The organism is Peribacillus sp. NPDC058075 (genome assembly GCF_042885195.1).
Classification (GTDB): domain Bacteria; phylum Bacillota; class Bacilli; order Bacillales; family DSM-1321; genus Peribacillus.
In genome coordinates, this window is record NZ_JBHVSL010000001.1 from 581,954 (window position 1) to 608,251 (window position 26,298).

Sequence of the window (26,298 nt, forward strand, 5' to 3'; positions counted from 1 at the left end):
TGTTAAGGGGAGATCAATATGAAAGCTGAAATATTAGCAGATATAAAGCGTTATGATACTATCATTCTCCATCGTCATGTCCGTCCAGATCCGGACGCTTATGGTTCACAGGGGGGATTGGCGGAAATCCTGAAAGCATCTTTCCCCGAAAAACGAATTTTTACGGTCGGGAAAGAAGAACCGTCATTGAATTACTTAAGAAGGCTCGATGTGATTTCGGATGAAACATATGAAGGTGCTCTGGTCATCGTTTGTGATACCGCAAATACGGACCGGATTTGTGATGCACGTTACACAACGGGGGATAAACTGATTAAGATCGATCATCATCCCAATGAAGATCCATATGGCGACATGCGCTGGGTCGATACAACGGCAAGTTCGACAAGTGAAATGATTTATGAGTTTTACCAGTTCGGGAAAGAGGAAGGCTTGAAGATGAGTGATGAAGCGGCACGCCTTCTATATGCGGGCATTGTTGGCGATACAGGTCGTTTCCTATTCCAAAGTACGACTGAAAAGACATTTGCCTATGCCAGTGAGTTGATTCACTACTCGTTCTCCCGCCCTCAGTTATATCAGGAGATGTATGACGTCGAGGAAAGCATAGTCCGGTTGAATGGCTATGTGCTGCAGCATTTTGAAATCCTCCCATATGGCACAGGGAAAATGATCATCACAAAAGATATACTTGAAAAATTCCATGCTTCTACATCTGAGGCATCTCAGCTCGTTTCCTCGCTCGGTTCGATTAAAAATGTTAAGTCATGGGTCTTTTTCATTGAAGAGGATAAAGAAATCAGAGTCCGTTTCCGTTCTAAAGGACCAATCATCAATACGATTGCCCGTAAATATAACGGCGGAGGCCACCCGTTTGCAGCAGGGGCTTCGATTCATTCCTGGGATGAAGTGGATCATATCCTTGCCGACATGGAAGAGTTGAATAAAGCGGAATGAAAAAATTTAAAGACCAAATCGCATAAGATTTGGTCTTTAAATTTGGTAGAAATCAATTAAGCCAACATCTAAGAAGTAGTCCTTTTTAGTTTGATTTCAATATTCATTTTCGTATAAAACATGATCTCGACGACTTCAAGTCGATAGCGCTTTTTATTGATGGTCACGATCTTATTTTCTATCGATTTTTTCAAAAGCACCTTTCCGTCATAAACACTGGCGACGTCTTTGGCGAGAAGAGAGGAAAGGTCGTCCTCAATCACATCCTCCGCTTCTGCAATACTCAGCCGATCCAGACTGTATCTTTCATTCATGATGGTTACTTCCACTTCCTGAATCGTCAGGATTTCCTCGTTTTTCTCGTTCAATTTTTTATAATCCTGCTCCCAAATTGCGATTTCCCCGTTTAAATCCTTGATCTCTTCCCTTTGTTCGTGAAGGGTCCGGATTTGCTTCTCCTGCTGGACACCATGCATATAAAAGAAAATAACCCAGCTGATCAATCCGCCAAGTGCGGCTCCGGCAAAAAAACGCTGCCAGGTGGGAGACCTGTGATAGGGAGGAATTCTCATGGTGAAATATGCTCTTGCGTGAACCAATTTATGATCAGTGCTCCTGTCTGTGCCCCTCCAAGTGCAGATAGAATCAATAGGACCTGCTTGACTATATCCTTCGTTTCTCCGTGGAAAATACCGCGTTCGAAATTATAGACCATATCAAAAGTACCCCCGATCGCAGCGACAATGGCCCAAATACGAAGGCTGTCCGACAGCCGGAATACAGTCGTCATCGGGGCTTGTCCAGTAAAAAAAGCCGCGAGTCCCCCGATTATCGAGCCGCCAAGCAATACGCCAAGCGATATGAAAAAGCTGTTGAGAAAGGCTGGAACAAAGGCTTCATTCATATATCATCATCCTTTTTTGCTTGATATTCTTCTCTTTCATTTATATGGGAAGTTCAGAGGTAATATGATAGTCGCCGTAAATCAGGAAGTTAAATTGCATTGGTAATGAGAACATATTTTCTTTTTTTGAAATAAACACTATAATGAAAAGAAACATGCCTTACAAAGGTGGGAGAAAAAACGTGTATACTCATCTCCATATTCAGAGCGGATACAGCCTGCTGACAAGTACGGTGAAGATCACTGAACTTGTTGCAAAAGCGAAAGCGGATGGCTGTACAAGTCTTGCCTTAACCGATCGAAATGTTATGTACGGTTCGGTCTATTTTTATAAAGAATGCAAGAGACAAGGTATAAAGCCGATCATCGGCATACTTGCGGATGTCCTTGATGAGCGGGAATCGCCACATGGACTTCTTTTATTGGCAAAAAGTCTACAAGGATATCAAAACCTGCTTAAAATAAGCAGTGCCATAAAAACGAAATCCCCGTCAGGCATTCCGATGAATTGGCTAAAAGCCTATTCCAGGGGTTTGATTGCAATCACACCGGGTGCGGAAGGGCGAATAGAAACGCTATTGAGAGAAGAAAATCCTAAAGAAGCTAAACAGGCAGCAGGGCGATTTCTGCAAATTTTTGGACATGATAATTTTTATGTATCTATACAAAGACTTTCGATTACGGATGAGGAAAAAGGTAACGAAGCCATAAGTCAGTTGGCGAGAGATTTAGAGATAAAGATTGTCGCGACGAATCCGGTCTATTATTTGAATGAAAGCGATGCACTCGCACAAGAAGTCCTGTTGGCAATTGGGAATGGCGACAAGCTGGCGGATGAGACGCATACGGTTCTTGGATCAGATCAATTTTATTTGAAAAGCAGGGCTCAGATGGCAGACCTATTCCATGACAGACCGGATGCACTCGAAAATACACTGCATATTGCCGCGCAATGCAATCTGGAGATTCCATTTCATCGTTCACTGCTGCCTAAGTACCCTACTGAAGATGGAGTCACAGCCGAGGAAATGCTCGAAGCCATCTGTTTCCAAGGGTTGAAGAGAAGATTGCCGGAGCCATCCATACAATATGAAGAGCGCCTGCGATTTGAATTGGATGTCATCACCAAGATGAAATTCAGCGATTACTTTTTAATCGTTTGGGATTTCATGAAATTCGCTAAGGACCATCAAATCCTGACTGGTCCTGGAAGGGGCTCTGCCGCCGGATCGATGGTCGCTTATGTCCTGTCGATAACGGATGTCGATCCTATCGAACATTCCTTGCTGTTCGAGCGTTTCCTGAATCCGGAACGTGTCTCGATGCCGGATATCGACATTGACTTTCCGGATAACCGCCGCGAAGAAGTGATTGCCTATGTCGCGAAGAAGTACGGGGAACTTCACGTAGCACAAATCATTACATTCGGAACATTGGCTGCCAAGGCTGCGTTAAGGGACACAGGACGTGTTTTCGGCTTGAATTCTAAGGAACAGGAAGCGGTATCGAAAATGATTCCAGGCCGTCTGGGCATCACGCTTCCCGAGGCTTTCAAGGAATCGAAAAGGCTCAGGGAATTCGTTAATGAGAGTGACCTGAATCAAAAACTTTTTCAAACCGCGTTATTGCTTGAAGGCCTGCCTCGCCATGCTTCGACTCATGCTGCCGGCGTCGTCATCAGCGACCAGGCACTGACCGAGCATATTCCGATTCAGGGAGGGCATGATGGAATCCATCTGACTCAATATCCAATGGACCTTCTCGAAGAACTGGGACTTCTTAAAATGGATTTTCTTGGACTTCGCAATTTAACGCTCATCGATAATATTCTAAATAACATTAAAAAGGGGACGGGGAAAAAGCTCGACTTGTCCCATATCCCGATGGATGACCCCGAGACGCTAGCCCTTTTAGGGAGAGGCGAAACAACCGGAGTGTTTCAATTTGAATCGGATGGCATCCGAAAGGTTTTGATCAAGCTGAAACCGAACCGATTCGAGGATATCGTCGCGGTCAATGCCCTATATCGTCCAGGTCCGATGGAAAATATACCGCTGTTCATCGAGAGAAAACATGGGCTGGCTCCGATTGATTACATGCACGAGGATTTGAAGGATATCCTTGAGCCTACATACGGGGTCATCGTATATCAAGAACAAATCATGCAAATTGCATCCCGCTTAGCCGGGTTTTCACTAGGAGAGGCTGACCTGCTCCGCCGTGCCGTTTCCAAGAAGAAGAAGGATGTTCTGGATCAAGAACGGCAGCATTTCGTGAGCGGCTCATTGAAACAAGGATATTCCGAAAAAACGGCAGATGAGATTTACTCCTTGATTGTCCGCTTCGCTAACTACGGATTCAACCGAAGCCATGCGGTGGCGTATAGTTTCATCGCTTATCAGCTTGGTTACTTGAAAACCCACCATCCGGAATATTTCATGGCAGCACTCTTGACATCGGTCGTCGGGAATGATGAAAAGATTTCGCAATATATCCGTGAAGCAAAAAAGAAAGGGATATCGGTTCTACCTCCCTCGATTAACCGGAGCGGATACCCGTTTTTACCGGAAAAGGAAGGGATCCGTTATAGCCTTGGAGCCATAAAGGGGATAGGCGGTACGGTACTGAAAGAAATATTTGCTGCGAGGAGGCAGAAGAAGTTCGCTGATTTATTCGATTTCTGTTTGCGCGTTTCAGGGAAAATCGTAAATAGGAAAGTGTTGGAGGCGCTTGTGCAATCAGGTGCTTTTGATGAATTCGGTGAAGACCGGGCAACATTGTTGGCGAGCTTGGACGTAGCGATCAATCATACGGAATTGGTTAATCCGGATGATGACCTATTCGATATGTTTTCGGATGGTGAGTTTTCACTCAAACCGAAATACAACCGGGTCGATCCCATCCCTATCGAGCACAAACTTTCATTGGAAAAAAGCGCATTGGGGCTTTATCTGTCGAATCATCCGGTAACAAGCTACAGAGAACTTTTTCAGCACTTTGGCTGCTTGACCATAGATGAAGCTACCGATAAAAAGGAATCAAAAGTCTTACTTGGCGCCTACATTACGTCGGTTAAAACAATAAGGACAAAAAAGGGCGATGTGATGGCTTTCTTGAGCGTTAGTGATGAAGAGGGGGATATTGAAGCGGTCGTTTTTCCCAATGTTTATAAAAACCACTCTGCCGACTTGAATCATGGACAACTCGTTATGCTGCAAGGAACATTAGAAGAGCGGGATGGAAAAACACAGCTCCTGATCAGGAACGTATACCCGCTTGAAAAAGTGAAGCAGATGAAAGAGGAACAAAACGGAACGATATTCCTGAAAATTGAGGCCGGCAAGCAAACGAAGGATACACTGCAAAAAATAAAAAAAATTTTAATGCAGCATAGCGGTGAAACCAAGGTCATGCTTTTTTACGAGAGGGAAAACCGCTATGTACAGCTATCTTATTGGGATTGGGTCAATCCTTCAGATAGTCTGATGCAGGCATTATTTGACTTGGTCGGAAAAGGGAATGTGGTTTACAAGAAAGAATAACTGTTTTACAACTTTAATAGTTATGTTATATTGAAAACAGGCCGCTGTGGTCTGACCACTAGATTTCAGCATATAAGATATGGGTTATCCAATTTGTTTTAGGAGTGAAACTATGACATTAAGAGAAGAAGCATTACATATGCACCGCTTGAATCAAGGGAAATTAGAAACAGTATCGAAAGTACCGGTAAGGAATGCAGTAGATTTAAGCCTGGCTTATTCTCCTGGTGTCGCAGAACCGTGTAAAGATATTTACGATAAGCCGGAAACCGTCTATGACTATACAATGAAGGGGAATACTGTTGCCGTTATTTCTGATGGAACGGCTGTGTTGGGACTTGGAAACATCGGTCCGGAAGCTGCTATGCCGGTTATGGAAGGAAAAGCCGTATTATTTAAAAGTTTCGCTGGTGTGGACGCTTTCCCAATCTGTTTAAAAACGACGGATGTGGACAAAATTGTAGAGACCGTTAAATTACTCGAACCGACCTTCGGTGGAGTGAACTTAGAGGACATAGCCGCACCAAATTGTTTTGAAATTGAAGAAAGACTCAAGAAAGAAATGAATATCCCTGTTTTTCATGATGATCAGCACGGTACAGCCATAGTAACTGTTGCCGGTCTAGTGAACGCGTTACGACTTGTGAATAAATCAATGTCGGAAATAAAAGTAGTGGCGAATGGTGCAGGCGCTGCGGGCATTGCCATCATTAAATTGCTTTATAGCTATGGAGTTCGTGACATCATCATGTGTGATACGAAGGGTGCCATTTATGAGGGCCGTTCGACAGGTATGAATGATACTAAAGAACAAGTGGCGAAAGTGACCAATCGAAATAAGATTTCAGGGCCTTTGGAAACTGTCATTCAAAACGCTGATGTATTTATCGGTGTTTCTGCCGCAGGTGCATTGACAAAAGAAATGGTTTCTTCGATGAATCGGGATGCGATCATTTTCGCGATGGCTAATCCAGATCCGGAAATCATGCCGGAAGATGCGAAAGCAGCGGGTGCCAAGGTTGTAGGAACAGGCCGTTCGGATTTCCCGAATCAGGTCAATAACGTCCTTGCTTTCCCAGGGATTTTCCGTGGTGCCTTGGATGTACGTGCAACACATATCAATGAAAAAATGAAGGTTGCTGCAGTACAAGCCATTGCCGGATTAATACAGGAACATGAGTTGAACGAAGACTACGTTATCCCTGCACCATTTGATGAGAGGGTAGCACCTGCCGTTGCGGCTGCTGTTGCCAAGGCGGCGATGGAAACGGGAGTGGCTAGAATTAATGTAGATCCCGAGGTAATTAAAGAAAAAACAAGGAAATTAGCGATCATTGGAAAAAGTGAGGAATAATTAATTTGGCAGGTCGTACATCTTCATCCAAAATTTATCTCGATGTAGTTGAGAGCCTACGTAGCATGATTGAAGCGGACAGCCTCCTGCCGGGAGATAAAATCCCATCAGAACGGGAGTTATCGGATCGTTTTAATGTAGGCCGTTCCTCTGTCCGTGAAGCATTGCGTGCCTTAGAGCTATTAGGATTAATAGAAACAAGGCGTGGTGAAGGGACGTTTATCAGGGATTTCCAGGAGCATAAGCTAGTCGAGCTTCTGGGAACCTTTTTTTTGCAAGATAAAAAAGTACAAGAAGATTTGTCTGAGACGAAAAGGCTGATTGAAATTGACTGTTTGCGAATCGTCGCTTTTTTCGCTACGGCTGAGGACATTAAAAGATTAATGGCCTGGGTCAAAGCGGATGAGTTTCATGATGATGATTTCTTCTTAAGAATTGCCATTTTGAATCGCAATCGATTGCTGGAAAGAATTTGGCGCATTGTCAACAGCTATGCTAGAACATCAGAGATGAAACAGGGTAATGTGAAAAAAGAAGATTATCTGTCACTTCTTACATATTTGCTCGAACGTGATGAAGAAAAAGCCATCGAAACGTATCTTATTAGAATTAGAAATATGTCGAAGGACGAGTGACACCTTTTTACACGATACTAATTTTATTTCTGATATAGTTTGTACCAAGTATCATAAAATAGATAATTGGTGGTAAAGGGAGGATTAAGCTTGCTTAAAGAGCTATTTGCGAAGTCTAAGAAGAAATATGCAACGGTTCCTTTAGATCGGGAGAAACAAGATGTACCAGAAGGAATCATGACAAAGTGCACCGGCTGTAAAAAAATCATGTATACAAAAGAATTGGTGAAAAACAAGAAAGTTTGTTTACATTGCGGGCATCACCATCCGATGTCTTCCCATGAGCGCATCGAATTTTTATTCGACGCCGGGAGTTTTAATGAATTTGATAAAGAAATGATTTCCGTTAACCCGCTTGAATTTCCGGATTACTTAGAAAAATTGGAAAAAGATAGAAAAAAAGCCAAGATTAATGAGGCGGTTGTCACTGGAGTTGGAAGCATCAATGGATACCAAGTTTCAACAGCCATCATGGATTCAAATTTCCGGATGGGGAGCATGGGATCCGTTGTTGGGGAAAAAATTACCCGTGCCATTGAACGTGCAGGTGAATTGAAGATTCCGTTCATCATTTTTACGGCATCAGGCGGCGCTCGGATGCAAGAGGGTGTTTTAAGCTTGATGCAAATGGCAAAGACAAGTGCAGCACTCAAGATATTCAGCAATGAAGGTGGACTGATCATATCAATGATGACCCATCCTACCACAGGTGGGGTTTCGGCAAGTTTCGCGTCACTTGGCGATATTAATCTAGCCGAACCTGGAGCCCTTATTGGTTTTGCGGGAAGAAGGATCATTGAACAGACGATCCATGAAGAGCTTCCTGAAGATTTCCAAACGGCTGAATTTTTGATGAAGCACGGCCAATTGGATGCGGTCGTCAAACGGACGGAAATGAAGGAAACCTTGACGACGATCCTTAAAATCCATGCCCCGGGCGGTGAGTGGTTATGATTTATGAATTGGAATTCGAGCGTCCCATTACGGACCTGAGAAATAAGATTAAAGAGCTAAAGTCGATTTCGAAGGATGCTGAAGTAGACCTTACAGCTGAAATCGAAACATTGGAGAAGCGTTTAGAGAAGCTGGAAGTGGATATTTATAACCATCTTAAACCGTGGGATCGTGTTCAGATTGCCCGGCACCCAGCACGTCCGACGACGCTTGATTACATTCCGCTATTATTCAATGACTTCATCGAGTTTCATGGTGATCGTTATTATGGGGATGATGAAGCGATTGTCGCTGGAATCGCGGAATTTGATGGACTTGCCGTGACGGTCATCGGCCATCAACGAGGTAAGGATACGAAGGAAAACATCCGTCGTAACTTTGGCATGCCCCATCCTGAAGGCTATCGAAAAGCATTGCGTCTGATGAAACAGGCTGAAAAATTCAACCGGCCGATCATTTGTTTCATTGATACGAAGGGAGCTTTCCCTGGTAAAGCTGCTGAAGAGCGCGGGCAAAGTGAAGCCATTGCGAAAAACCTTTTCGAAATGGCAGGGCTTAAGGTACCGGTCATCAGTATAGTCATCGGTGAAGGCGGAAGCGGAGGTGCATTGGCACTTGGCGTCGGAGACCGAATTTTCATGCTTGAGAACTCAACCTATTCGGTAATTTCCCCAGAAGGGGCTGCAGCCTTGCTGTGGAAGGATGCCTCCCAGGCTAAGAGGGCTGCGGAATCGATGAAAATCACGGCTCCCGACTTAAATCGCTTAGGAGTCATCGATGAGATCATTCCGGAAGTGAGGGGCGGCGCCCATAGGGATTCGAATTTACAGGCTGAGGCCATCAAGGATATCCTGAAACGTTCATTCAATGAACTTCTGCCATTGAATAGTGATGATCTTATCAACCAGCGTTATATGAAATTCAAGAAAATCGGTGAATATGAATTTGCAAAACAACCTGAGGGCGAAACTAAGGAAGTGGAACAGCATTCATAAACACATTATGTAAAGGAAAAACGTGCTGCCTGGGGCAACACGTTTTTTCATCCTTTCATGGGCGCATATGTATTCATTACCTAAACGAGTAAAGAATATGGTTTGTTTGTAGAATGTAAACTTTTACGCCATTTTACTTCAATTTCTGAAGAGAATCAGTTAGGCTTATAACATCAAGTGAGCATAAGTGAAACAAGATACTGCTTATTGAAGCATGAAAAAGGGTACAATGATATAATGAAGCTTGAAATTGATTAGTGCTGTAGAGAGGTGACATTTATGAAAAGAATAGGTGTATTGACAAGTGGAGGAGATTCTCCAGGAATGAATGCGGCAGTCCGAGCAGTTGTCCGGAAAGCAATTTTTCATGAAATTGAGGTCTTCGGGATTTATCATGGTTATCAGGGTTTAATAAATGGAAATATAAAGAAGCTTGAACTTGGGTCGGTCGGGGATATCATTCATCGAGGCGGCACGATGTTACATACGGCTCGCTGTCCGGAATTTAAGACAGAGGAAGTCCAGCTGAAAGCGATTGAACAATTGAATAAACTTGGTATCGAGGGCATTGTCATAATTGGTGGCGATGGTTCTTACCGCGGAGCGAAAGCTTTAACGGAAAGGGGCTTTCCTTGTATCGGAGTTCCTGGAACAATTGATAATGACATACCGGGTACGGACTTTACGATTGGTTTCGATACGGCCCTGAATACAGTCATCGATGCTATCGATAAAATTCGCGATACGGCTACTTCTCATGAAAGGACTTATGTAGTTGAAGTGATGGGAAGAGATGCCGGCGATATAGCGCTTTGGGCTGGATTGGCTGGCGGAGCTGAAACGATTCTGTGTCCTGAATATGAATATGATATAGATGACTTGATTGGGAAGCTGAACCGCGGACATGACCGAGGGAAAAAGCACAGTATCATCATTGTAGCTGAAGGTGTTGGAAGTGCCGTTGATATCTCCAGGAGTATTGAGGCGAAAGCAGGAATTGAAACCCGTGTAACGGTCCTGGGCCATGTTCAGCGCGGAGGATCTCCTTCAGCTAATGATCGGGTATTGGCAAGCCGCCTTGGAGCAAGAGCAGTTGAATTGCTTCTTGAAGGAAAAGGAGGCAGGGCTGTAGGGATAGAACAAAATCAACTTGTTGATTATGATATCATCGAAGCACTTGCTAAACCGCATACAATTGACAAGAAGATGTATGATTTATCTGCAGAGTTATCGATTTAATCATTCATGATAGGAATTGCTTTTTAAAGAATTGGGTATTTAAATAGAAGACAAAAACACTGCGCCCCTGTCTTCAAAAGGTGGACAGGAGGCGAGTTTTCCTTAAAGGAGGATGACACATGCGTAAAACCAAGATTGTTTGTACGATTGGACCCGCGAGTGAAAGTATCGAAAAGCTGGTTCAATTAATAGAAGCAGGGATGAATGTGGCACGTCTTAACTTTTCTCATGGAAATCATGAAGAACATGCCGCTAGAATCCGCAATATCAGGGAAGCTGCCGAAAAAACGGGTAAACAAGTTGCCATCCTGTTGGATACAAAAGGACCTGAAATACGGACAAATAATATGGAAAATGATTCTATAGAGCTTGTAGCCGGAAATGAAGTCATTATTTCCATGAATGAAGTCCTTGGAACACCTGAAAAATTCTCCATTACCTATGGAGGGCTTCTGCATGATGTCCATCCAGGTTCTAAAATCCTTCTGGATGATGGATTGATCGGCCTTGAAGTGTTGAAGGTAGATGAGGTAAGAAAAGAAATCCATACGAAGATCTTGAATAGCGGTACACTTAAGAACAAAAAAGGCGTGAATGTTCCTGGAGTTTCGGTTAACCTGCCGGGAATAACGGAGAAAGATGAACAGGATATCCTTTTTGGAATCGAACAGGGTATCGACTTCATTGCTGCCTCATTTGTACGCAGGGCTTCCGACGTGCTTGAAGTAAGTGAATTATTGCAGCAAAATGGAGCGGAGCATATTCAAATCATCCCAAAAATCGAAAATCAAGAGGGTGTAGACCGGCTTGATGAAATTTTGGAAGTTTCCGATGGCTTGATGGTAGCACGTGGAGACTTGGGAGTGGAAATTCCTGCAGAAGAAGTGCCATTAGTCCAAAAACAAATGATCAAAAAATGTAATAATGCCGGAAAACCAGTCATAACGGCTACACAAATGCTCGATTCGATGCAGCGTAACCCAAGGCCGACCCGTGCAGAAGCAAGTGACGTGGCCAATGCCATATTTGATGGAACGGATGCAATCATGCTTTCTGGTGAAACAGCTGCTGGAACCTATCCTGTCGAAGCGGTGCAAACGATGCATAACATAGCTTCACGTGCTGAAACTGCCCTTGATTATCGGGATATATTATCAGTCAGAAGCAAAGTGAACCGTCATAATGTCACTGATGCTATTGGTCAATCCGTTGCCCATACAGCGCTTAATCTTAATGCCGGGGCAATCATCACCCCTACGGAAAGCGGTCATACGGCAAGGATGATTTCCAAATACCGCCCTAAAGCACCGATCATTGCGGTTACTTCCAATGATCATGTTTCAAGACGGCTTGCATTGGCTTGGGGAGTCTATCCGCAGATTGGTCCAAAAGCGACGACTACCGATGAAATGCTTCAAACTGCAATAGATGAAAGCTTGCATTCTGGCTTAGTTTCCCATGGGGATTTAGTCGTCATTACAGCCGGTGTTCCTGTAGGTGAAACAGGTACGACTAACTTGATGAAAATTCATGTGTTAGGAGAGGTACTTTTAAAGGCTCAAGGAATCGGCAGGAAATCAGCGAAAGGTGAAGTGGTTATTGCTAAGAATGCCAAGGAAGCTTTGGAAAAAGTGACGGAAGGCTCTGTATTGGTTACGATCGGTTCGGACCGCGATATGATGCCGGCGATTGAAAAGTGTGCCGCGTTGATTACGGAAGAAGGCGGTTTGACAAGCCATGCAGCTGTTGTAGGAGTCACATTGGGCATACCGGTCATCGTTGGGGCAGAGGACGCGACCAAGGTCTTCACGGATGGTCAAAGAATAACAGTCGATGCAGGTCGTGGAGTCATTTATGATGGACATGCCAACGTTTTGTAAAACGAAATTTTGGCTGATTCCGTGCCAATGAGGTAAGATGTATGTACCGCACCAGAAATGGGCTGTGCAGGAGGAATGTAGGATGAAATATTTTTTAATGTTTATCATTGCGATGCCGGTCATTGAAATTATTGTCCTTTTGCTGTCAGGCAATCTCATTGGTTTTTGGCCAACGCTGTTCCTGATTGTAGCCACAGGCTTGATCGGAGCCTATTTGGCTAAACGGCAAGGGATGGAAACATGGAAAAAGGCACAGGAACAGATTCGTTACGGAATGATGCCGGGAAACGAAATCATCGATGGGATCTGTATCTTTATCGGAGCTGCACTGTTGCTGTCCCCTGGGCTCATCTCGGATATCATGGGATTGATCCTTGTGTTTCCGCCAACCCGGAATCTCCTCAAACCGATTGTTATCCGGTTTATCATGAACAGGATGAATAAAGGGAAAGTTACCATCATTCGGCATAAATAATATAAGGCTGTCTAAAGGCTAAGCTTTTAGGCAGCCTTTTTGGTCTTGAAAAATGGCTACAAAAAGCATCCAAGTTTTTATAGGGTGCTTTTTTGCTTTTCAATAAAATAGGAGTTTCAATGTTAATCGGGTTTTCTCTGTTTCACCATTAAATGATGATTTCCATGAGAATGAAATGTGTATAATAACAGGAATTTAAAAATATCAACCCTTGGAAACATTGGTAAATCAGGATTTTTCATGCCGAAAAATCTTTTTTTTAGATTTTTTAGAAAAAACTGGTGACAAATTTATACAACGTGTTATATAATACAAACAGGAAATAAAACAACTGTATTATAACATAAAAGAGTTGGAAAGGATGTGGAGAGACAACTTGATTACGGAAGCAAAAGGCTTACAAATTACAGGCAGCATTAAGCCAGGATATGAACAAATACTTACAACGGATGCTCTTCAATTCATCGAAAGAATTGAACGGCATTTCAGTGGAAGAAGGGCAGAACTTCTGGAAAGGCGAAAAAGTGTTCAGATAGAACTGAATCAAGGCAAGCTTCCTGATTTCCTTGAAGAAACGAAGCATATTCGTGAAAGTGATTGGACAATTGCGCACCTTCCGAATGATTTGCAGGACCGCAGGGTTGAAATCACTGGACCTGTCGATCGTAAAATGATCATTAATGCCATGAACTCAGGTGCCAATGTATTCATGGCGGACTTTGAAGATGCTAATTCACCCACTTGGGAGAACTGCATTGATGGTCAATTGAATCTGCGCGATGCAATCCGCGGAACCATTTCATTTAAAAATCCAAATGGCAAAGTGTATGAATTAAATGAAAGGACTGCTGTCCTAAAGGTAAGGCCGCGCGGCTGGCATTTGGAGGAAAAACATGTCCTTTTGGATGGACAGCCTATATCAGCCAGCATTTTTGACTTCGGACTGTACTTTTACCACAATGCAAAAGCATTGATCGAAAAACAAAGCGGTCCATACTTTTACTTACCAAAAATGGAAAGCCATCTCGAAGCAAGATTATGGAATGAAATATTCGTATATGCACAGAACGATTTGAGAATTCCCCAAGGAACCATCAAGGCAACGGTCTTGATAGAAACGATTCTTGCTGCATTCGAAATGGACGAAATTCTGTACGAGCTGAAAGAACATTCGGCAGGCCTGAACTGTGGCCGCTGGGATTATATCTTTAGTTTCCTGAAAAAATTCCGTCACTCGGATGATGTTATCTTCCCAGACAGGCAGCAGGTCACGATGACCGTCCCGAATATGAGGGCGTATTCCCTACTGGCAATCAAAACATGTCACACTCGTAATGCTCCTGCAATTGGCGGGATGGCCGCGCAAATTCCTGTTAAAAATGATCCTGTTAAGAACGATGAGGCTTTTGCGAAAGTAAGGGCAGATAAAGAACGCGAAGCAAGAGACGGTCATGATGGAACATGGGTTGCCCACCCAGGTATGGTAAGCACGGCAAAAGAGGTTTTTGACCTGCTCGTTCCAAAACCGAATCAAATTTTCCGAAAACGGGAAGATGTCCATGTAACAGCTCATGAGCTGCTTGCTGTACCGGAAGGAACGATCACAGAGGCAGGATTAAGGACGAATATTAACGTAGGCATCCAATATATCGCCTCTTGGCTAAGCGGCAGGGGTGCGGCACCCATCAATAACTTAATGGAAGATGCTGCAACCGCTGAAATTTCAAGAGCTCAAGTCTGGCAATGGATCCGTCATCCAAAAGGCATTCTCGAAGATGGCAGGAAAATAACCGAGGAATTATTCCATCAAATTAAAGAAGAAGAATTGGCGGTCATTAAATCGGAAGTAGGGGAAGAAACTTTCATATCAGGAAAGTTTGAAGAGTCTACTAAACTATTTGAACAATTGATTGAAGCGGATGACTTTGCAGATTTCTTAACCAACGCGGCATACGAAAAATTATCTTAATATTCAAAAAAATATAATATAAATTAGGAGGAAATAATGATGAAGAATGAGAGAGCGCAAAAATTACAACAAAGCTGGGAAAATGACTCACGGTGGACTGGAATCAAGCGTCCTTATACGGCTGAAGAAGTTATTAAACTAAGGGGTTCCATCGATATTGAACAAACATTGGCCCGCCGTGGTTCTGAAAAACTATGGAATCTATTAAATACAGAGGATTTCATCAATGCATTAGGAGCATTGACTGGTAACCAAGCCATGCAGCAGGTGAAAGCTGGTTTAAAAGCAATCTACTTAAGCGGCTGGCAAGTGGCGGCAGATGCTAACATCGCAGGGCAAATGTACCCTGACCAAAGTTTATATCCAGCCAACTCCGTACCGCAAGTGGTTAAACGCATTAATCAGACACTTCAGCGTGCAGACCAAATCAGCTATGCTGAAGGAAAAGATGATATTGATTGGTTCGCTCCAATCGTGGCAGATGCTGAAGCAGGCTTTGGCGGTTCCCTTAACGTCTTTGAATTAATGAAAGGCATGATCGAAGCTGGAGCGGCAGGCGTTCACTTTGAAGACCAGCTTTCTTCCGAGAAAAAATGTGGTCACCTAGGCGGTAAAGTCCTTCTTCCAACCCAAACGGCAGTACGTAATTTAGTTTCCGCCCGATTGGCAGCCGACGTAATGGGTACACCGACTATCTTGATTGCCCGTACGGATGCTGATGCAGCGGATTTGATCACCGATGATATTGATCCCGTCGATGCACCATTCATCACGGGTGAAAGGACTCAAGAAGGATTCTACCGCACGAACGCAGGTCTTGACCAAGCAATTGCAAGAGGTCTTGCTTATGCTCCGTATGCCGACCTTATCTGGTGTGAGACTTCTGAACCTAATCTAGCGGATGCTCGCCGCTTTGCCGAAGCGATCCATGCAGAGTTCCCGGGCAAACTGCTTGCTTACAATTGTTCACCATCATTTAACTGGAAAGCGAAATTAAGTGATGAAGAGATTGCCAATTATCAAGTGGAATTGGGTAAATTGGGTTACAAATTCCAATTCGTTACACTTGCAGGCTTCCACTCATTGAACCATAGCATGTTCAATCTTGCTCTTGGTTATAAAGACCGCGGCATGGCTGCATACTCAGAACTTCAACAAGCGGAGTTCGCTAGTGAGCCCGACGGCTATACAGCAACTCGTCATCAGCGTGAAGTGGGAACGGGTTACTTTGATGAAGTGGCACAAGTCGTTTCTGGTGGAACATCATCCACAACAGCACTTGCAGGTTCCACTGAAACAGAACAATTCGAGACATCAAAATAATTTTAGCTTAAAACCAAAGATCCGCCTTTTAACCGAGGCGGATTTTTAAATGGAAACCGGTAATGCTAAGGATATTCTTGCAACTTAAGTGGTTTTCTTTGTATCCCCGATGATGAAAGTCCATATGGCTTTGAAGACATTTGCACGCTGGAGCGTATTGAATATGACAAGCACTACAGGTCCTGCAATCAGACCGAGGAAACCGATCAATTTGAAGCCGATGAACAAGGCGATGAGAGTGGCAAGCGGATCCAAACCAATACTGGAAGAAAGTACTTTTGGCTCTATTAGCTGACGTTGGACCACGACGATTATGTAAAGGACGGACAAACCGATTGCGAGACTTGTATTACCGGCGATGAATTCAAAGATGATCCATGGAATGAAAATCGTACCTGTCCCTAAATAGGGGATGATATCGACCAGCCCGCATATCAGGGCAATGGTTATTGAATAATTCACCCCTAAAATGAGAAATCCGATTAAAATCGTGACAGTCGTCAATGAAACAAGAGTGAATTGTGCCCGGATAAACCCGAACAAAGCCCTTTTTAAATCCTTGAATAAACGCTTTGCACCCGCAAAAATCTTATCAGGCAACACTTTTCCGGTCATTCGGCCAAAGGTATCCCAATCTTTGCTGATGAAGAAAGTGCCGAGCAGGGTAAAAAGGAGTGCTGTTGCTGTAGTTGGAAACCATCCGATAATTGTGGGGATGTTCTTCAAGAAAGCTTGAATGAAGCCGCTTACTCCGGTAGTGATGGACTCACCGATATTTTGGATATTCTTGAGGACAGTATCTTGCTGCTCGATATCCAAATTATTGAACATGGCAGCTATTTGATTATATAAAGGGATGATGGTGGTCGCGATGTATGTCTCTATATAATCCACGATGGTTTCAATGTGTTTCGGGATGACTCCGGCAAGGTAATTGGTTCCGGAAATAATCTCGGCAACCAGTAAGGTGACAAGACCTGCAAATAAAAGGAAAATGAGTAACAGGGAAACGAATACAGCCAATCCTCGGGGCAGCCTCCCTTTCCTTTCGAAAAAAGTGACCAAGGGATTCATCAAGAAAGCGATTATCATGGCAATGATGAATGGATATGTATATTTAGATAAATAAAACACGGCAATCCCGCCTAAAATTACCCCTCCAACGACCAGTAAAGAGCGAATGAAACGATACATATATACCGGATTCAAGTCATATCCTCCTTCAATCATAAAGTTTGTATTATAATTGTAACGATGATGGAAAAGAAAGGAAAGATTCTTTCATCTTTCGGCTTAACTTTTTTCGCCGACGCATCGTTCCATAAATCATTTTTCTCCTAAGAAACTAGGGAGTTTGTTATGTTAAAATAACAAAAAAGAAAGGAAGAAGGTGAAGGGATAATGATCAACGGTCCTGTCGTATTTTTAGTTCTGCTTGCTGCAATCGGTTGGTTTGGGAAAAATACCTCATTGATCATGGCTGCGGGTTTTCTTTTAATCATGAAACTGATTGGCCTTGATGCCAAAGTGTTTCCATACCTGGAAGCGAAAGGAATCAACCTGGGCGTTACGATCATTACGATTTCCGTACTCATACCAATAGCAAACGGGGCGATAGGTTTCAAGGAACTAGGAGACGCGATAAAATCTCCTTATGCCTGGATTGCGCTTGCATCTGGAATAGCCGTTGCGCTCATAGCGAAAAATGGGATTACGCTCCTATCACATGATCCGCACATTACCACGGCTCTAGTATTTGGGACGATTCTTGCGGTCGCATTATTCAAAGGTGTGGCTGTCGGTCCGTTAATCGGGGCGGGAATTGCTTATTTATGCATGCAGATCTTCAATTTCTTTAAATGAAGCGAATGACTTAGGGTAGAAAAGTCCGTCATTCCTGGGAATGTAAATTTTCTATTTAATGTTTCGTTTATTCTGCTTTGTGTCGAATTTTCAAAATAACCGTTATGAATCGCATAAAAAAAAGCAAGAGAATATGTAGCTAATTTTTCTAATAAAATAATAATTTTTTCACATTTTAAGTGCTTTTCATTCCCAAAAAAGTGTTTATTGTTTATAATAATCATGTAACTGCTCTGATTTATTAAAATTGGGATTCAGAATATCATTGATATTTTTGAGGAATCTTAAAAAAAGATGTAGTTATTGAGCAAGCGCTCACTAGGAATAGCTATAAGCATTATTTTTAGAATTTCTTATTAAAGATATCGTACATTTTACTATTGTCGGGGTCATTTTCTGTGAACGCTTTCAATACAAGATGTATGTCTTCTGCTAAAAAATAGATGGTTGTTTACAATAGCTAATTTCTTGGAAGCGCTACATTTATACGCTAAAAGCAAGGGCATAGGGGAATATCTAGGAAAAGGAGAGATTTAGTATGACAGCAACAAAAGGTCTTGAAGGTGTGGTAGCAACAACTTCTTCAGTAAGCTCCATTATTGATGACACATTAACGTATGTAGGTTATGACATCGATGATTTGGCTTCAAACGCAACATTCGAGGAAGTAATCTATCTTTTATGGCACGGAGCTCTTCCGAACAAAAGCCAATTAGAAGAATTAACTAAACAACTTGCTGAAAATGCTGAAATTCCAGCTGAAGTGGTTAATCACTTCAAAACATACCCAATTGATAAAGTACATCCAATGGGAGCTCTTCGCACTGCAGTATCTCTTCTTGGTCTTTATGATGAAGAAGCAGATGTAATGAGTGATGATGCTAACTATCGTAAAGCAATCCGCATCCAAGCAAAAATCCCTACATTGGTAACAACTTTCGCTCGCGTCCGTCAAGGAAAAGAAGCTGTTGCTCCACGTACTGATTTAAGCTTTGCTGCTAACTTCTTATATATGTTAAGCGGTAACGAACCAACTGCAATCGAAGAAGAAGCATTCAACAAAGCATTGGTTCTTCATGCTGACCATGAATTAAACGCTTCTACATTCACTGCACGCGTTTGTGTGGCTACATTAGCTGATATCTATTCTGGTGTAACTGCTGCCATCGGCGCTTTAAAAGGCCCACTTCACGGCGGAGCTAACGAACAAGTCATGAAAATGCTTACAGAAATTGGTTCAGTTGATAACGTTGAGCCATATATCAACGAAAAATTAGCCAATAAAGAAAAAATCATGGGCTTTGGCCACCGTGTATACCGTAAAGGTGATCCACGTGCTAAACACCTTAAAGAAATGTCACAAAAACTGACCGAACTTACTGGACAACCGCAATATTATGATATGTCCATCAAAATTAATGAAATCGTAACCGGTCAAAAAAACCTTCCGCCGAACGTTGATTTCTATTCTGCTTCCGTATACCATAGTTTAGGTATCGAGCATGACTTATTTACACCAATCTTTGCTGTAAGCCGTGCTTCAGGCTGGATCGCTCATATCCTTGAGCAATATTCAAACAACCGCCTTATCCGTCCGCGTGCAGAGTATGTTGGACCAGGGATGCAAAAATACGTACCGATTGAAAACCGCTAATTAAAAGTTTTTTCGAAAAATCATTTTTTATTTCATCGATTTTGTAGTAAATTAATAGATGTGAGTAAAAAAGGTTAGTGGTTCTGCCTTATTTAATGGCAGGCCATCTAACCTTTGAATTTGAATCGGAGGTAAGAGACATGACACAAAGCCAAAAAATCACAGTTACTAACGGTGCTCTTAACGTACCAAACAACCCAATCGTTCCTTATATCGAGGGAGACGGAATCGGTCCTGATATCTGGGCTGCAGCATCCCGCGTTTTAGACGCAGCAGTTGAAAAAGCTTACAATGGCGAAAAGAAAATCGAATGGAAAGAAGTTTTAGCTGGACAAAAAGCATTTGACCAAACGGGCGAATGGCTTCCACAAGAAACTCTTGATGTCATTAACGAATACCTAATCGCTATTAAAGGACCTCTTACAACTCCAATCGGCGGCGGTATCCGCTCATTGAACGTTGCATTGCGTCAAGTATTGGACTTATTCGTATGTCTTCGTCCAGTGCGTTACTTTGAAGGTGTACCTTCACCAGTTAAACGTCCAGAAGACACTGACATGGTCATCTTCCGTGAAAACACTGAAGACATCTATGCTGGTATCGAATATGCAAAAGGTTCTGACGAAGCTAAGAAATTAATTGAATTCCTGCAAAATGAATTCGGCGTTCAAAACATTCGTTTCCCTGAAACTTCAGGTATCGGAATCAAACCGATTTCTGAAGAAGGAACAAAACGTCTTGTTCGCTCTGCACTTAACTATGCGATCAAAGAAGGCCGTAAGTCATTAACGCTTGTTCATAAAGGTAACATCATGAAATTCACGGAAGGTGCATTCAAAACTTGGGGTTATGAAGTTGCAGAACAAGAATTCGCCGATAAAGTGTTCACATGGAACCAATATGACAAAATTAAAGAAGCTGAAGGAACTGAAGCTGCTAACAAAGCACAATCTGCTGCTGAAGCTGAAGGCAAAATCATCGTTAAGGATTCCATTGCTGATATCTTCTTACAACAAATCTTGACTCGTCCTAAAGAGTTTGATGTTGTTGCAACAATGAACTTGAACGGAGATTACATTTCTGATGCACTAGCTGCACAAGTTGGCGGAATCGGTATCGCTCCAGGAGCAAACATCAACTACGAAACTGGACATGCCATCTTCGAAGCAACTCACGGAACGGCTCCTAAATATGCTGGTCTTGATAAAGTTAACCCATCTTCAGTTCTTCTTTCAGGAGTTCTTTTACTTGAGCACCTTGGCTGGACCGAAGCTGCAAACAGCATCACAAAATCAGTGGAACAAACAATCGCTTCTAAAGTTGTTACATACGACTTTGCCCGCCTAATGGAAGGTGCAACAGAAGTTAAATGTTCTGAGTTTGCTGACGAGCTTATTAAAAACCTTAAATAATTCATTATATGCTTTCTGGAAAAGTGCCTGAATGGGCTGCTTTTCCAGGAGGCTTATATATATTTTCAAGAGAATGTTAAAAGTATTCCAAAAGTATTTATATATTTTAAGGAGGAAATAACATGTCTAAACGTAATAAAATCACAGTGGTAGGTGCTGGATTCACTGGCGCTACAGCTGCATTTCTTGCAGCTCAAAAAGAACTTGGTGATATCGTTTTGGTTGATATTCCGCAAGCTGAAAACCCTACAAAAGGTAAAGCCCTTGATATGGCGGAAGCAGGACCTGTTCTAGGTTTCGATGCTAATATCATCGGTACATCCGACTATGCAGAAACTGCTGATTCCGACGTAGTGATCATCACTGCCGGAATTGCCCGTAAGCCCGGCATGAGCCGTGACGACTTAGTTCAAACTAACCAAAAAGTTATGAAATCAGTAACTAAAGAAGTGGTTAAATATTCCCCTAATACAACAATCATCGTTTTGACGAACCCTGTAGATGCAATGACTTATACTGTATACAAAGAATCTGGTTTCCCTAAAGAACGCGTTATCGGACAATCAGGTGTACTTGATACAGCTCGTTTCCGCACTTTCGTAGCTCAAGAATTAAACGTATCCGTTAAAGATGTAACTGGTTTTGTACTTGGCGGACACGGAGACGATATGGTCCCTCTAGTGCGTTACTCTTATGCAGGCGGAATTCCATTGGAAACATTGATCCCTAAAGATCGTTTAGAAGCAATAGTGGCTCGTACCCGCACTGGCGGCGGAGAAATCGTAAACCTTCTAGGAAACGGAAGCGCATATTATGCACCAGCTGCATCTCTAGTGGAAATGGCTGAAGCAATTCTTAAAGATCAACGTCGCGTTCTTCCATCCATCGCTTATCTTGAAGGTGAATACGGCTTTGAAGGTATTTACCTTGGAGTGCCGACTGTACTTGGTGCAAACGGTATTGAACAAATCATCGAACTTGATTTGACTGAAGACGAAAAGGCTGCACTTTCAAAATCAGTCGAATCAGTTAAAGCTGTTATGCAAGTTCTTCAATAAGAGGTCGTGAATAGACTGCCCGGATATTGGAAAAAAAGGCCAAGGCCTTTTTCCGACTCCAGGCAGTTTTTTAATTGAACTCCTCTGTATAGTTGATTGCCTTTTCGCTAACAGATTTCACATTAGGATTAGTAATTAAATGGTGGATTTCTTTTTCAGTAAAATATTTTTTAGTCATTATCATTTCCCCGATGCCTTTTTTCTTATTAAATAAAAGTATACAAAAAAGTACCCTATAAAGTAGTCCTTTTTTCAAAGTGTCTACTCTTACTCTATAGGGTACTTTTTAATTTTTGATAGTCTTTTAATTCATTTATTTACGTGTTATTTTCATCGATAACTTGTCCTTCAAAGCTGATAGGACCAATGACCACAGGAAATACACCAGGAGTATTAGTAAAGATAGTTGTTGCATATAGACGGTATACATGAGTACCAGATGGATTGGTGGTTAAAACTCCGGTTTCTGAGTGATGGAAGCTGGTTGCCACTGCTGTTCCTGTTAAGCCCGTGTCAACAATTGAATAAACTGGTACCGGTTCATTATCGCGGATAATTAAAAATTGTACAGTTGCAGCGGCAGTATTAGATAACCAACCAACTGTTCCCTCTATGAATACTCGGTCATCTGGATTAATATCGCTTAGAGTAATGGTTGCAAGTAGTATACCTGGAGTACAAGGAGAACCTGAGGGAATTGTTTGCATAGGAGTAAAAGGAGCGGTACAATTTGCTGGTGTCTCATCAAAATCGAACCATTTTAGTAACCGTTCAGGTCTACGATTTCTTCTTCCTGAATGAGAGCTGCTGGAATCATGAGAACTAGATTCATTGGATTCTAAGTGATGGTGCCCTTTAGGCATGGATAAAATTTTCCACCTTTCAAATAATTTACATAAGATGTGGCTTATGTAATAACATTTATATTCTTTTTCGAATTAAATGATTGTGCAGATATCATTAATAGAACTAAAAATTTAAATATAAAAATATTCTTCTACGAGGACTTTAACGAGCATACTAAAAGATGCCGATAACCGATCATAAAAATATAACATTGTGAAAAACTGCACTTAAACTACCATGAAATATGTAAGGTTGAATATTCAAAAATGGCCCGTGTTTTTTCCACCCAGCAGTCGGCCGAGTAGGGAGGGGGTGGGCCCCCCTAGGGGTGGCTTCGGCTATTCGGGTACCTTTCCTATAGGTTATTAGACCTTGAGGGAACTTACATCCTGCCAGCGTGGTCCTTGACCTCTAATCTAATCACTTCTAATCATCCAATTGTATTCATCCATTGTGGTAGTGATAGGTTGTATCCTGCATTGGAAATCCTGGAACTTAAATTCTCCGTGCTGAAGATAGGAAATAACTTTATTTCCGTTTTTTTTATGTGTAATTTTCATATAATATTCTTTATAATGGAATTGGATGAGTAGACCAAGGAATTGGTCTTTTGGGTAATACATAATTCAGGAGGATCTAATGTCAAAGAAAATTCTCGTAGTGGACGATGAGCAATCAATAGTTACCTTGCTTCAGTACAATTTAGAACAATCAGGCTATACGGTTATCACAGCTTTGGATGGAGAACAAGGGCTGGAGGCTGCCGTGGATATACGCCCCGATTTAGTGGTTTTGGATTTGATGCTGCCTAAAATGGACGGGCTTGAAGTATGTAAGCAGCTTCGCCAGCAAAAAATCAATATACCGATCTTGATGCTGACAGCTAAGGACGATGAATTTGACAAGGTGCTGGGACTGGAACTAGGGGCGGATGATTACTTGACCAAGCCATTTAGTCCAAGGGAGGTAGTGGCCCGGATTAAAGCCATTTTAAGAAGATCCCAGTTGCAATCGAACGGAAGTGAATCAAGTCAGGATCAGGAAGATGGTCTCTTGAAATTAGGGGAATTGAAAGTGTTCCCGGAACGATACGAAGCATTCTTTGATGAACAGCAATTAGAATTGACTCCAAAGGAATTTGAATTACTTTTATACTTGGCGAAGAATAAAGGAAGAGTGCTGACCAGGGATCAACTGCTCAGTGCGGTATGGAATTATGATTTCGCGGGAGACTCACGGATCGTCGATGTCCATATTAGCCATCTTCGTGAAAAAATAGAGAAAGATACAAAAAAACCTCTCTATATTAAAACGATAAGGGGCTTGGGGTATAAGCTTGAGGAGCCTAAAAAAGAATGACGACCTATCGTAAAAAGCTCTTATATACCCTCATCACATTGGTAATGGTCGTCCTGATGGCCGTGGGCTTTTTATTAGGGCACTTGTTCAAAAGCTATTATATTAAAACATTCAATGAGCGTATACAGAACGAAACATTTTTCATTACTACATATATTCAGGAGCATGGCGGGATCTATTCCTTTTTGGAAAAAGGGAAGACGGCAAAACTGACACCCCTTTTAGATTCGAATTTAACCATTCTCTCCACGAATGGGGAAATATTATACGATTCCACATCATCCAATGAAATACTAAAAAGCCATGCAAATGTCCTTCGCAAAATAACTTTGGAAAAAGGGCTTAAGCATGGGGAAGGGTATGAAGTGGTCGAAGGGGAATCGGACCTCCATTATTATTGGAAGACGGTTAAAAAGGACGGCGAGATTGAAGGCTTTGTCGTCCATAGCAATGAAATTGAGGCCATCCATCAAGTGAATAAACAAATGTGGCAAATATTGATCATTTGTTTAGGGGTTGCCTTGATCATCATTCTCATGCTTGCGAGCAAAATCACTTCATATTATACCCGTCCGATCGAAGAGGCGACGATGGCAGCCATTGAACTGGCAAAAGGGAATTACGGAACCCGGACATTCGGGCGGCATTCCGATGAAACGGGAATGCTGACGACTTCCTTGAACATATTGGCGAGGAACCTTCAGGAAACAGAGGTAGCGAGGGAAATGAATCAGGATCGTTTGGAGGCACTTGTTGAAAATATCGGTAGTGGAGTCTTGCTGATAGACAGTAAAGGGTATACGACCTTAATCAACCGGGAATTCAAGAAAAGCTTCCATGTGAACGCCGCTACGTTTTTATTTCAGGAGTATTATTCGGTCATTAAAGACCAGGAAGTGATTGACATCATCGAAGAGATCTTTCGAACGGAAAAAACGATAAAACGACAGGTGAAGATGCCGCTTGCCATAGAACGAAAGCATTTTGAGATTTACGGGGCGCCGATTATCGGGAATCATGATGAATGGAAGGGGATCCTCCTCATTTTCCATGATATCACCGAATTGAAAAGGCTCGAGCAGATGCGGAGGGATTTCGTGGCTAATGTGTCCCATGAATTGAGGACTCCGATCACTTCCATTAAAGGCTTTTCTGAAACGTTGTTAGATGGCGCACTAAAAGACGAAAAGACCCTAAAGCACTTTTTATCGATTATCCTGAAAGAAAGTGACCGGCTGCAAGAACTCATTCAGGAGCTTCTGAATTTGTCCAAAATGGAGCAACAGGCATTCGTTTTAAACGCAGGGGTAGTGGATATTACGAAAGTGCTTGGCGAAATACAAGAGATGCTAATAGGCAAGCTGAAGGAAAAAGAAGTATCCCTTGAAATTAAAACGTCACCGGAACCTGTATTCATTGAAGGGGAATCTGACAGGATCAAACAGGTTTTCATCAATTTGATTACGAACGCTTTGACCTATACACCAAATGGAGGCTGGGTCACCGTTGATATCATTGAAAATGAACAGACGGTCGATATTGCAGTTCAAGACAGCGGGATCGGCATCGAAGAAAAAGAACTGCCAAGGATCTTTGAACGGTTTTACCGGATTGATAAGGCGAGGAGCCGCGATTCGGGAGGAACGGGCATTGGACTGGCAATCGTCAAGCATATAATTGAAGTCCATAAAGGTAAAATCAACGTCAAAAGCACGCCTGGAACAGGGACGACTTTTACAGTCACTTTAAATAAAAGCTTAAAAGGGAAAATGTAGCGGGTTTCTTATTTACAATTCCTTTACAATTCCTTAAAACGGACTTCATAATGCAGGGGTACAATGGTTGTACAACCCCTCATCCAAGGAGTTAAACATTGACA

At 42.4% G+C, this 26,298-nt stretch carries 21 protein-coding genes; 17 read left to right on the forward strand and 4 right to left on the reverse strand.

Annotated features, from left to right (window positions below):
* Positions 1-18: 18 nt before the first annotated feature.
* Positions 19-957, forward strand: coding sequence for a DHH family phosphoesterase (locus tag ACFVS1_RS02990; RefSeq protein ID WP_387545074.1), 939 nt, complete (start codon positions 19-21; stop codon positions 955-957).
* Between the two features lie 68 nt (positions 958-1,025).
* On the opposite strand, the gene ytrI is transcribed toward ACFVS1_RS02990, so the two are convergent.
* The gene (gene ytrI, locus ACFVS1_RS02995; RefSeq protein ID WP_387545075.1) at positions 1,026-1,529 is read right to left on the reverse strand and encodes a sporulation membrane protein YtrI; all 504 of its coding nucleotides are present in this window, start codon (positions 1,527-1,529) and stop codon (positions 1,026-1,028) included.
* A complete protein-coding gene (gene ytrH, locus ACFVS1_RS03000) occupies positions 1,526-1,861 on the reverse strand; it encodes a sporulation membrane protein YtrH (protein WP_034309135.1) in 336 nt (111 codons plus the stop codon). Before ytrH ends, ytrI begins: the two co-directional genes overlap by 4 nt.
* 182 nt (positions 1,862-2,043) lie before the next feature.
* On the opposite strand from ytrH, the gene dnaE reads away from it, so the two are divergent.
* The 10 genes from dnaE (at position 2,044) to aceA (ending at position 16,227) form a co-directional block, all read left to right on the forward strand.
* Positions 2,044-5,403, forward strand: coding sequence for a DNA polymerase III subunit alpha (gene dnaE, locus ACFVS1_RS03005; RefSeq protein WP_387545077.1), 3,360 nt, complete (start codon positions 2,044-2,046; stop codon positions 5,401-5,403).
* 112 nt (positions 5,404-5,515) lie between these two features.
* Positions 5,516-6,757 carry an NADP-dependent malic enzyme gene (ystJ, locus tag ACFVS1_RS03010; RefSeq protein WP_352919229.1) on the forward strand — a complete coding sequence of 414 codons (1,242 nt, stop codon included), beginning with the start codon at positions 5,516-5,518 and terminating at the stop codon, positions 6,755-6,757.
* A 5-nt stretch (positions 6,758-6,762) separates the two neighbouring features.
* The gene (locus ACFVS1_RS03015; RefSeq protein ID WP_352919232.1) at positions 6,763-7,392 is read left to right on the forward strand and encodes a FadR/GntR family transcriptional regulator; all 630 of its coding nucleotides are present in this window, start codon (positions 6,763-6,765) and stop codon (positions 7,390-7,392) included.
* A gap of 90 nt (positions 7,393-7,482) precedes the next feature.
* Positions 7,483-8,346: an acetyl-CoA carboxylase, carboxyltransferase subunit beta gene (accD, locus tag ACFVS1_RS03020; RefSeq protein ID WP_230176751.1), complete on the forward strand. Its 864-nt coding sequence runs from the start codon at positions 7,483-7,485 to the stop codon at positions 8,344-8,346.
* Positions 8,343-9,341: an acetyl-CoA carboxylase carboxyl transferase subunit alpha gene (accA, locus tag ACFVS1_RS03025; protein ID WP_352919236.1), complete on the forward strand. Its 999-nt coding sequence runs from the start codon at positions 8,343-8,345 to the stop codon at positions 9,339-9,341. The genes accD and accA overlap by 4 nt, the downstream gene beginning before the upstream one ends.
* Before the next feature lie 279 nt (positions 9,342-9,620).
* Positions 9,621-10,580 (forward strand): 6-phosphofructokinase, encoded by a 960-nt coding sequence (pfkA, locus tag ACFVS1_RS03030; RefSeq protein ID WP_241592422.1) that lies wholly within the window; start codon positions 9,621-9,623, stop codon positions 10,578-10,580.
* A gap of 119 nt (positions 10,581-10,699) precedes the next feature.
* The gene (pyk, locus tag ACFVS1_RS03035) at positions 10,700-12,460 is read left to right on the forward strand and encodes a pyruvate kinase (RefSeq protein ID WP_387545079.1); all 1,761 of its coding nucleotides are present in this window, start codon (positions 10,700-10,702) and stop codon (positions 12,458-12,460) included.
* Between the two features lie 82 nt (positions 12,461-12,542).
* Positions 12,543-12,935, forward strand: a complete 393-nt coding sequence (locus tag ACFVS1_RS03040; RefSeq protein ID WP_387545081.1) for an FxsA family protein — start codon at positions 12,543-12,545, stop codon at positions 12,933-12,935.
* A gap of 361 nt (positions 12,936-13,296) precedes the next feature.
* A complete protein-coding gene (gene aceB, locus ACFVS1_RS03045; protein WP_387545082.1) occupies positions 13,297-14,904 on the forward strand; it encodes a malate synthase A in 1,608 nt (535 codons plus the stop codon).
* A 39-nt stretch (positions 14,905-14,943) separates the two neighbouring features.
* Complete coding sequence (aceA, locus tag ACFVS1_RS03050; protein WP_352919245.1) at positions 14,944-16,227, forward strand: isocitrate lyase; 1,284 nt, start codon at positions 14,944-14,946, stop codon at positions 16,225-16,227.
* An 84-nt stretch (positions 16,228-16,311) separates the two neighbouring features.
* On the opposite strand, the gene ytvI is transcribed toward aceA, so the two are convergent.
* On the reverse strand, positions 16,312-17,436 hold the full coding sequence (ytvI, locus tag ACFVS1_RS03055) for a sporulation integral membrane protein YtvI (RefSeq protein WP_387545084.1): 1,125 nt from the start codon (positions 17,434-17,436) through the stop codon (positions 16,312-16,314).
* A gap of 192 nt (positions 17,437-17,628) precedes the next feature.
* Here ytvI and ACFVS1_RS03060 point away from each other — a divergent pair, with 192 nt between their 5' ends.
* From ACFVS1_RS03060 to mdh, 4 genes are all read left to right on the forward strand, one after another.
* Complete coding sequence (locus ACFVS1_RS03060) at positions 17,629-18,090, forward strand: DUF441 domain-containing protein (RefSeq protein ID WP_352919248.1); 462 nt, start codon at positions 17,629-17,631, stop codon at positions 18,088-18,090.
* Positions 18,091-18,628: 538 nt separating this feature from the next.
* Complete coding sequence (gene citZ / locus ACFVS1_RS03065) at positions 18,629-19,744, forward strand: citrate synthase (RefSeq protein ID WP_352919250.1); 1,116 nt, start codon at positions 18,629-18,631, stop codon at positions 19,742-19,744.
* 95 nt (positions 19,745-19,839) lie between these two features.
* Positions 19,840-21,156: an NADP-dependent isocitrate dehydrogenase gene (gene icd, locus ACFVS1_RS03070; RefSeq protein WP_352920826.1), complete on the forward strand. Its 1,317-nt coding sequence runs from the start codon at positions 19,840-19,842 to the stop codon at positions 21,154-21,156.
* 122 nt (positions 21,157-21,278) lie between these two features.
* Positions 21,279-22,214, forward strand: coding sequence for a malate dehydrogenase (mdh, locus tag ACFVS1_RS03075; protein ID WP_352919252.1), 936 nt, complete (start codon positions 21,279-21,281; stop codon positions 22,212-22,214).
* A 317-nt stretch (positions 22,215-22,531) separates the two neighbouring features.
* Here mdh and ACFVS1_RS03080 read toward each other — a convergent pair whose 3' ends face one another.
* A complete protein-coding gene (locus tag ACFVS1_RS03080) occupies positions 22,532-23,077 on the reverse strand; it encodes a hypothetical protein (protein ID WP_352919254.1) in 546 nt (181 codons plus the stop codon).
* Positions 23,078-23,699: 622 nt separating this feature from the next.
* Here ACFVS1_RS03080 and ACFVS1_RS03085 point away from each other — a divergent pair.
* Complete coding sequence (locus ACFVS1_RS03085; protein WP_101222903.1) at positions 23,700-24,419, forward strand: response regulator transcription factor; 720 nt, start codon at positions 23,700-23,702, stop codon at positions 24,417-24,419.
* The gene (gene pnpS, locus ACFVS1_RS03090) at positions 24,416-26,194 is read left to right on the forward strand and encodes a two-component system histidine kinase PnpS (RefSeq protein WP_387545085.1); all 1,779 of its coding nucleotides are present in this window, start codon (positions 24,416-24,418) and stop codon (positions 26,192-26,194) included. The genes ACFVS1_RS03085 and pnpS overlap by 4 nt, the downstream gene beginning before the upstream one ends.
* The last annotated feature ends 104 nt before the right edge of the window (positions 26,195-26,298 follow it).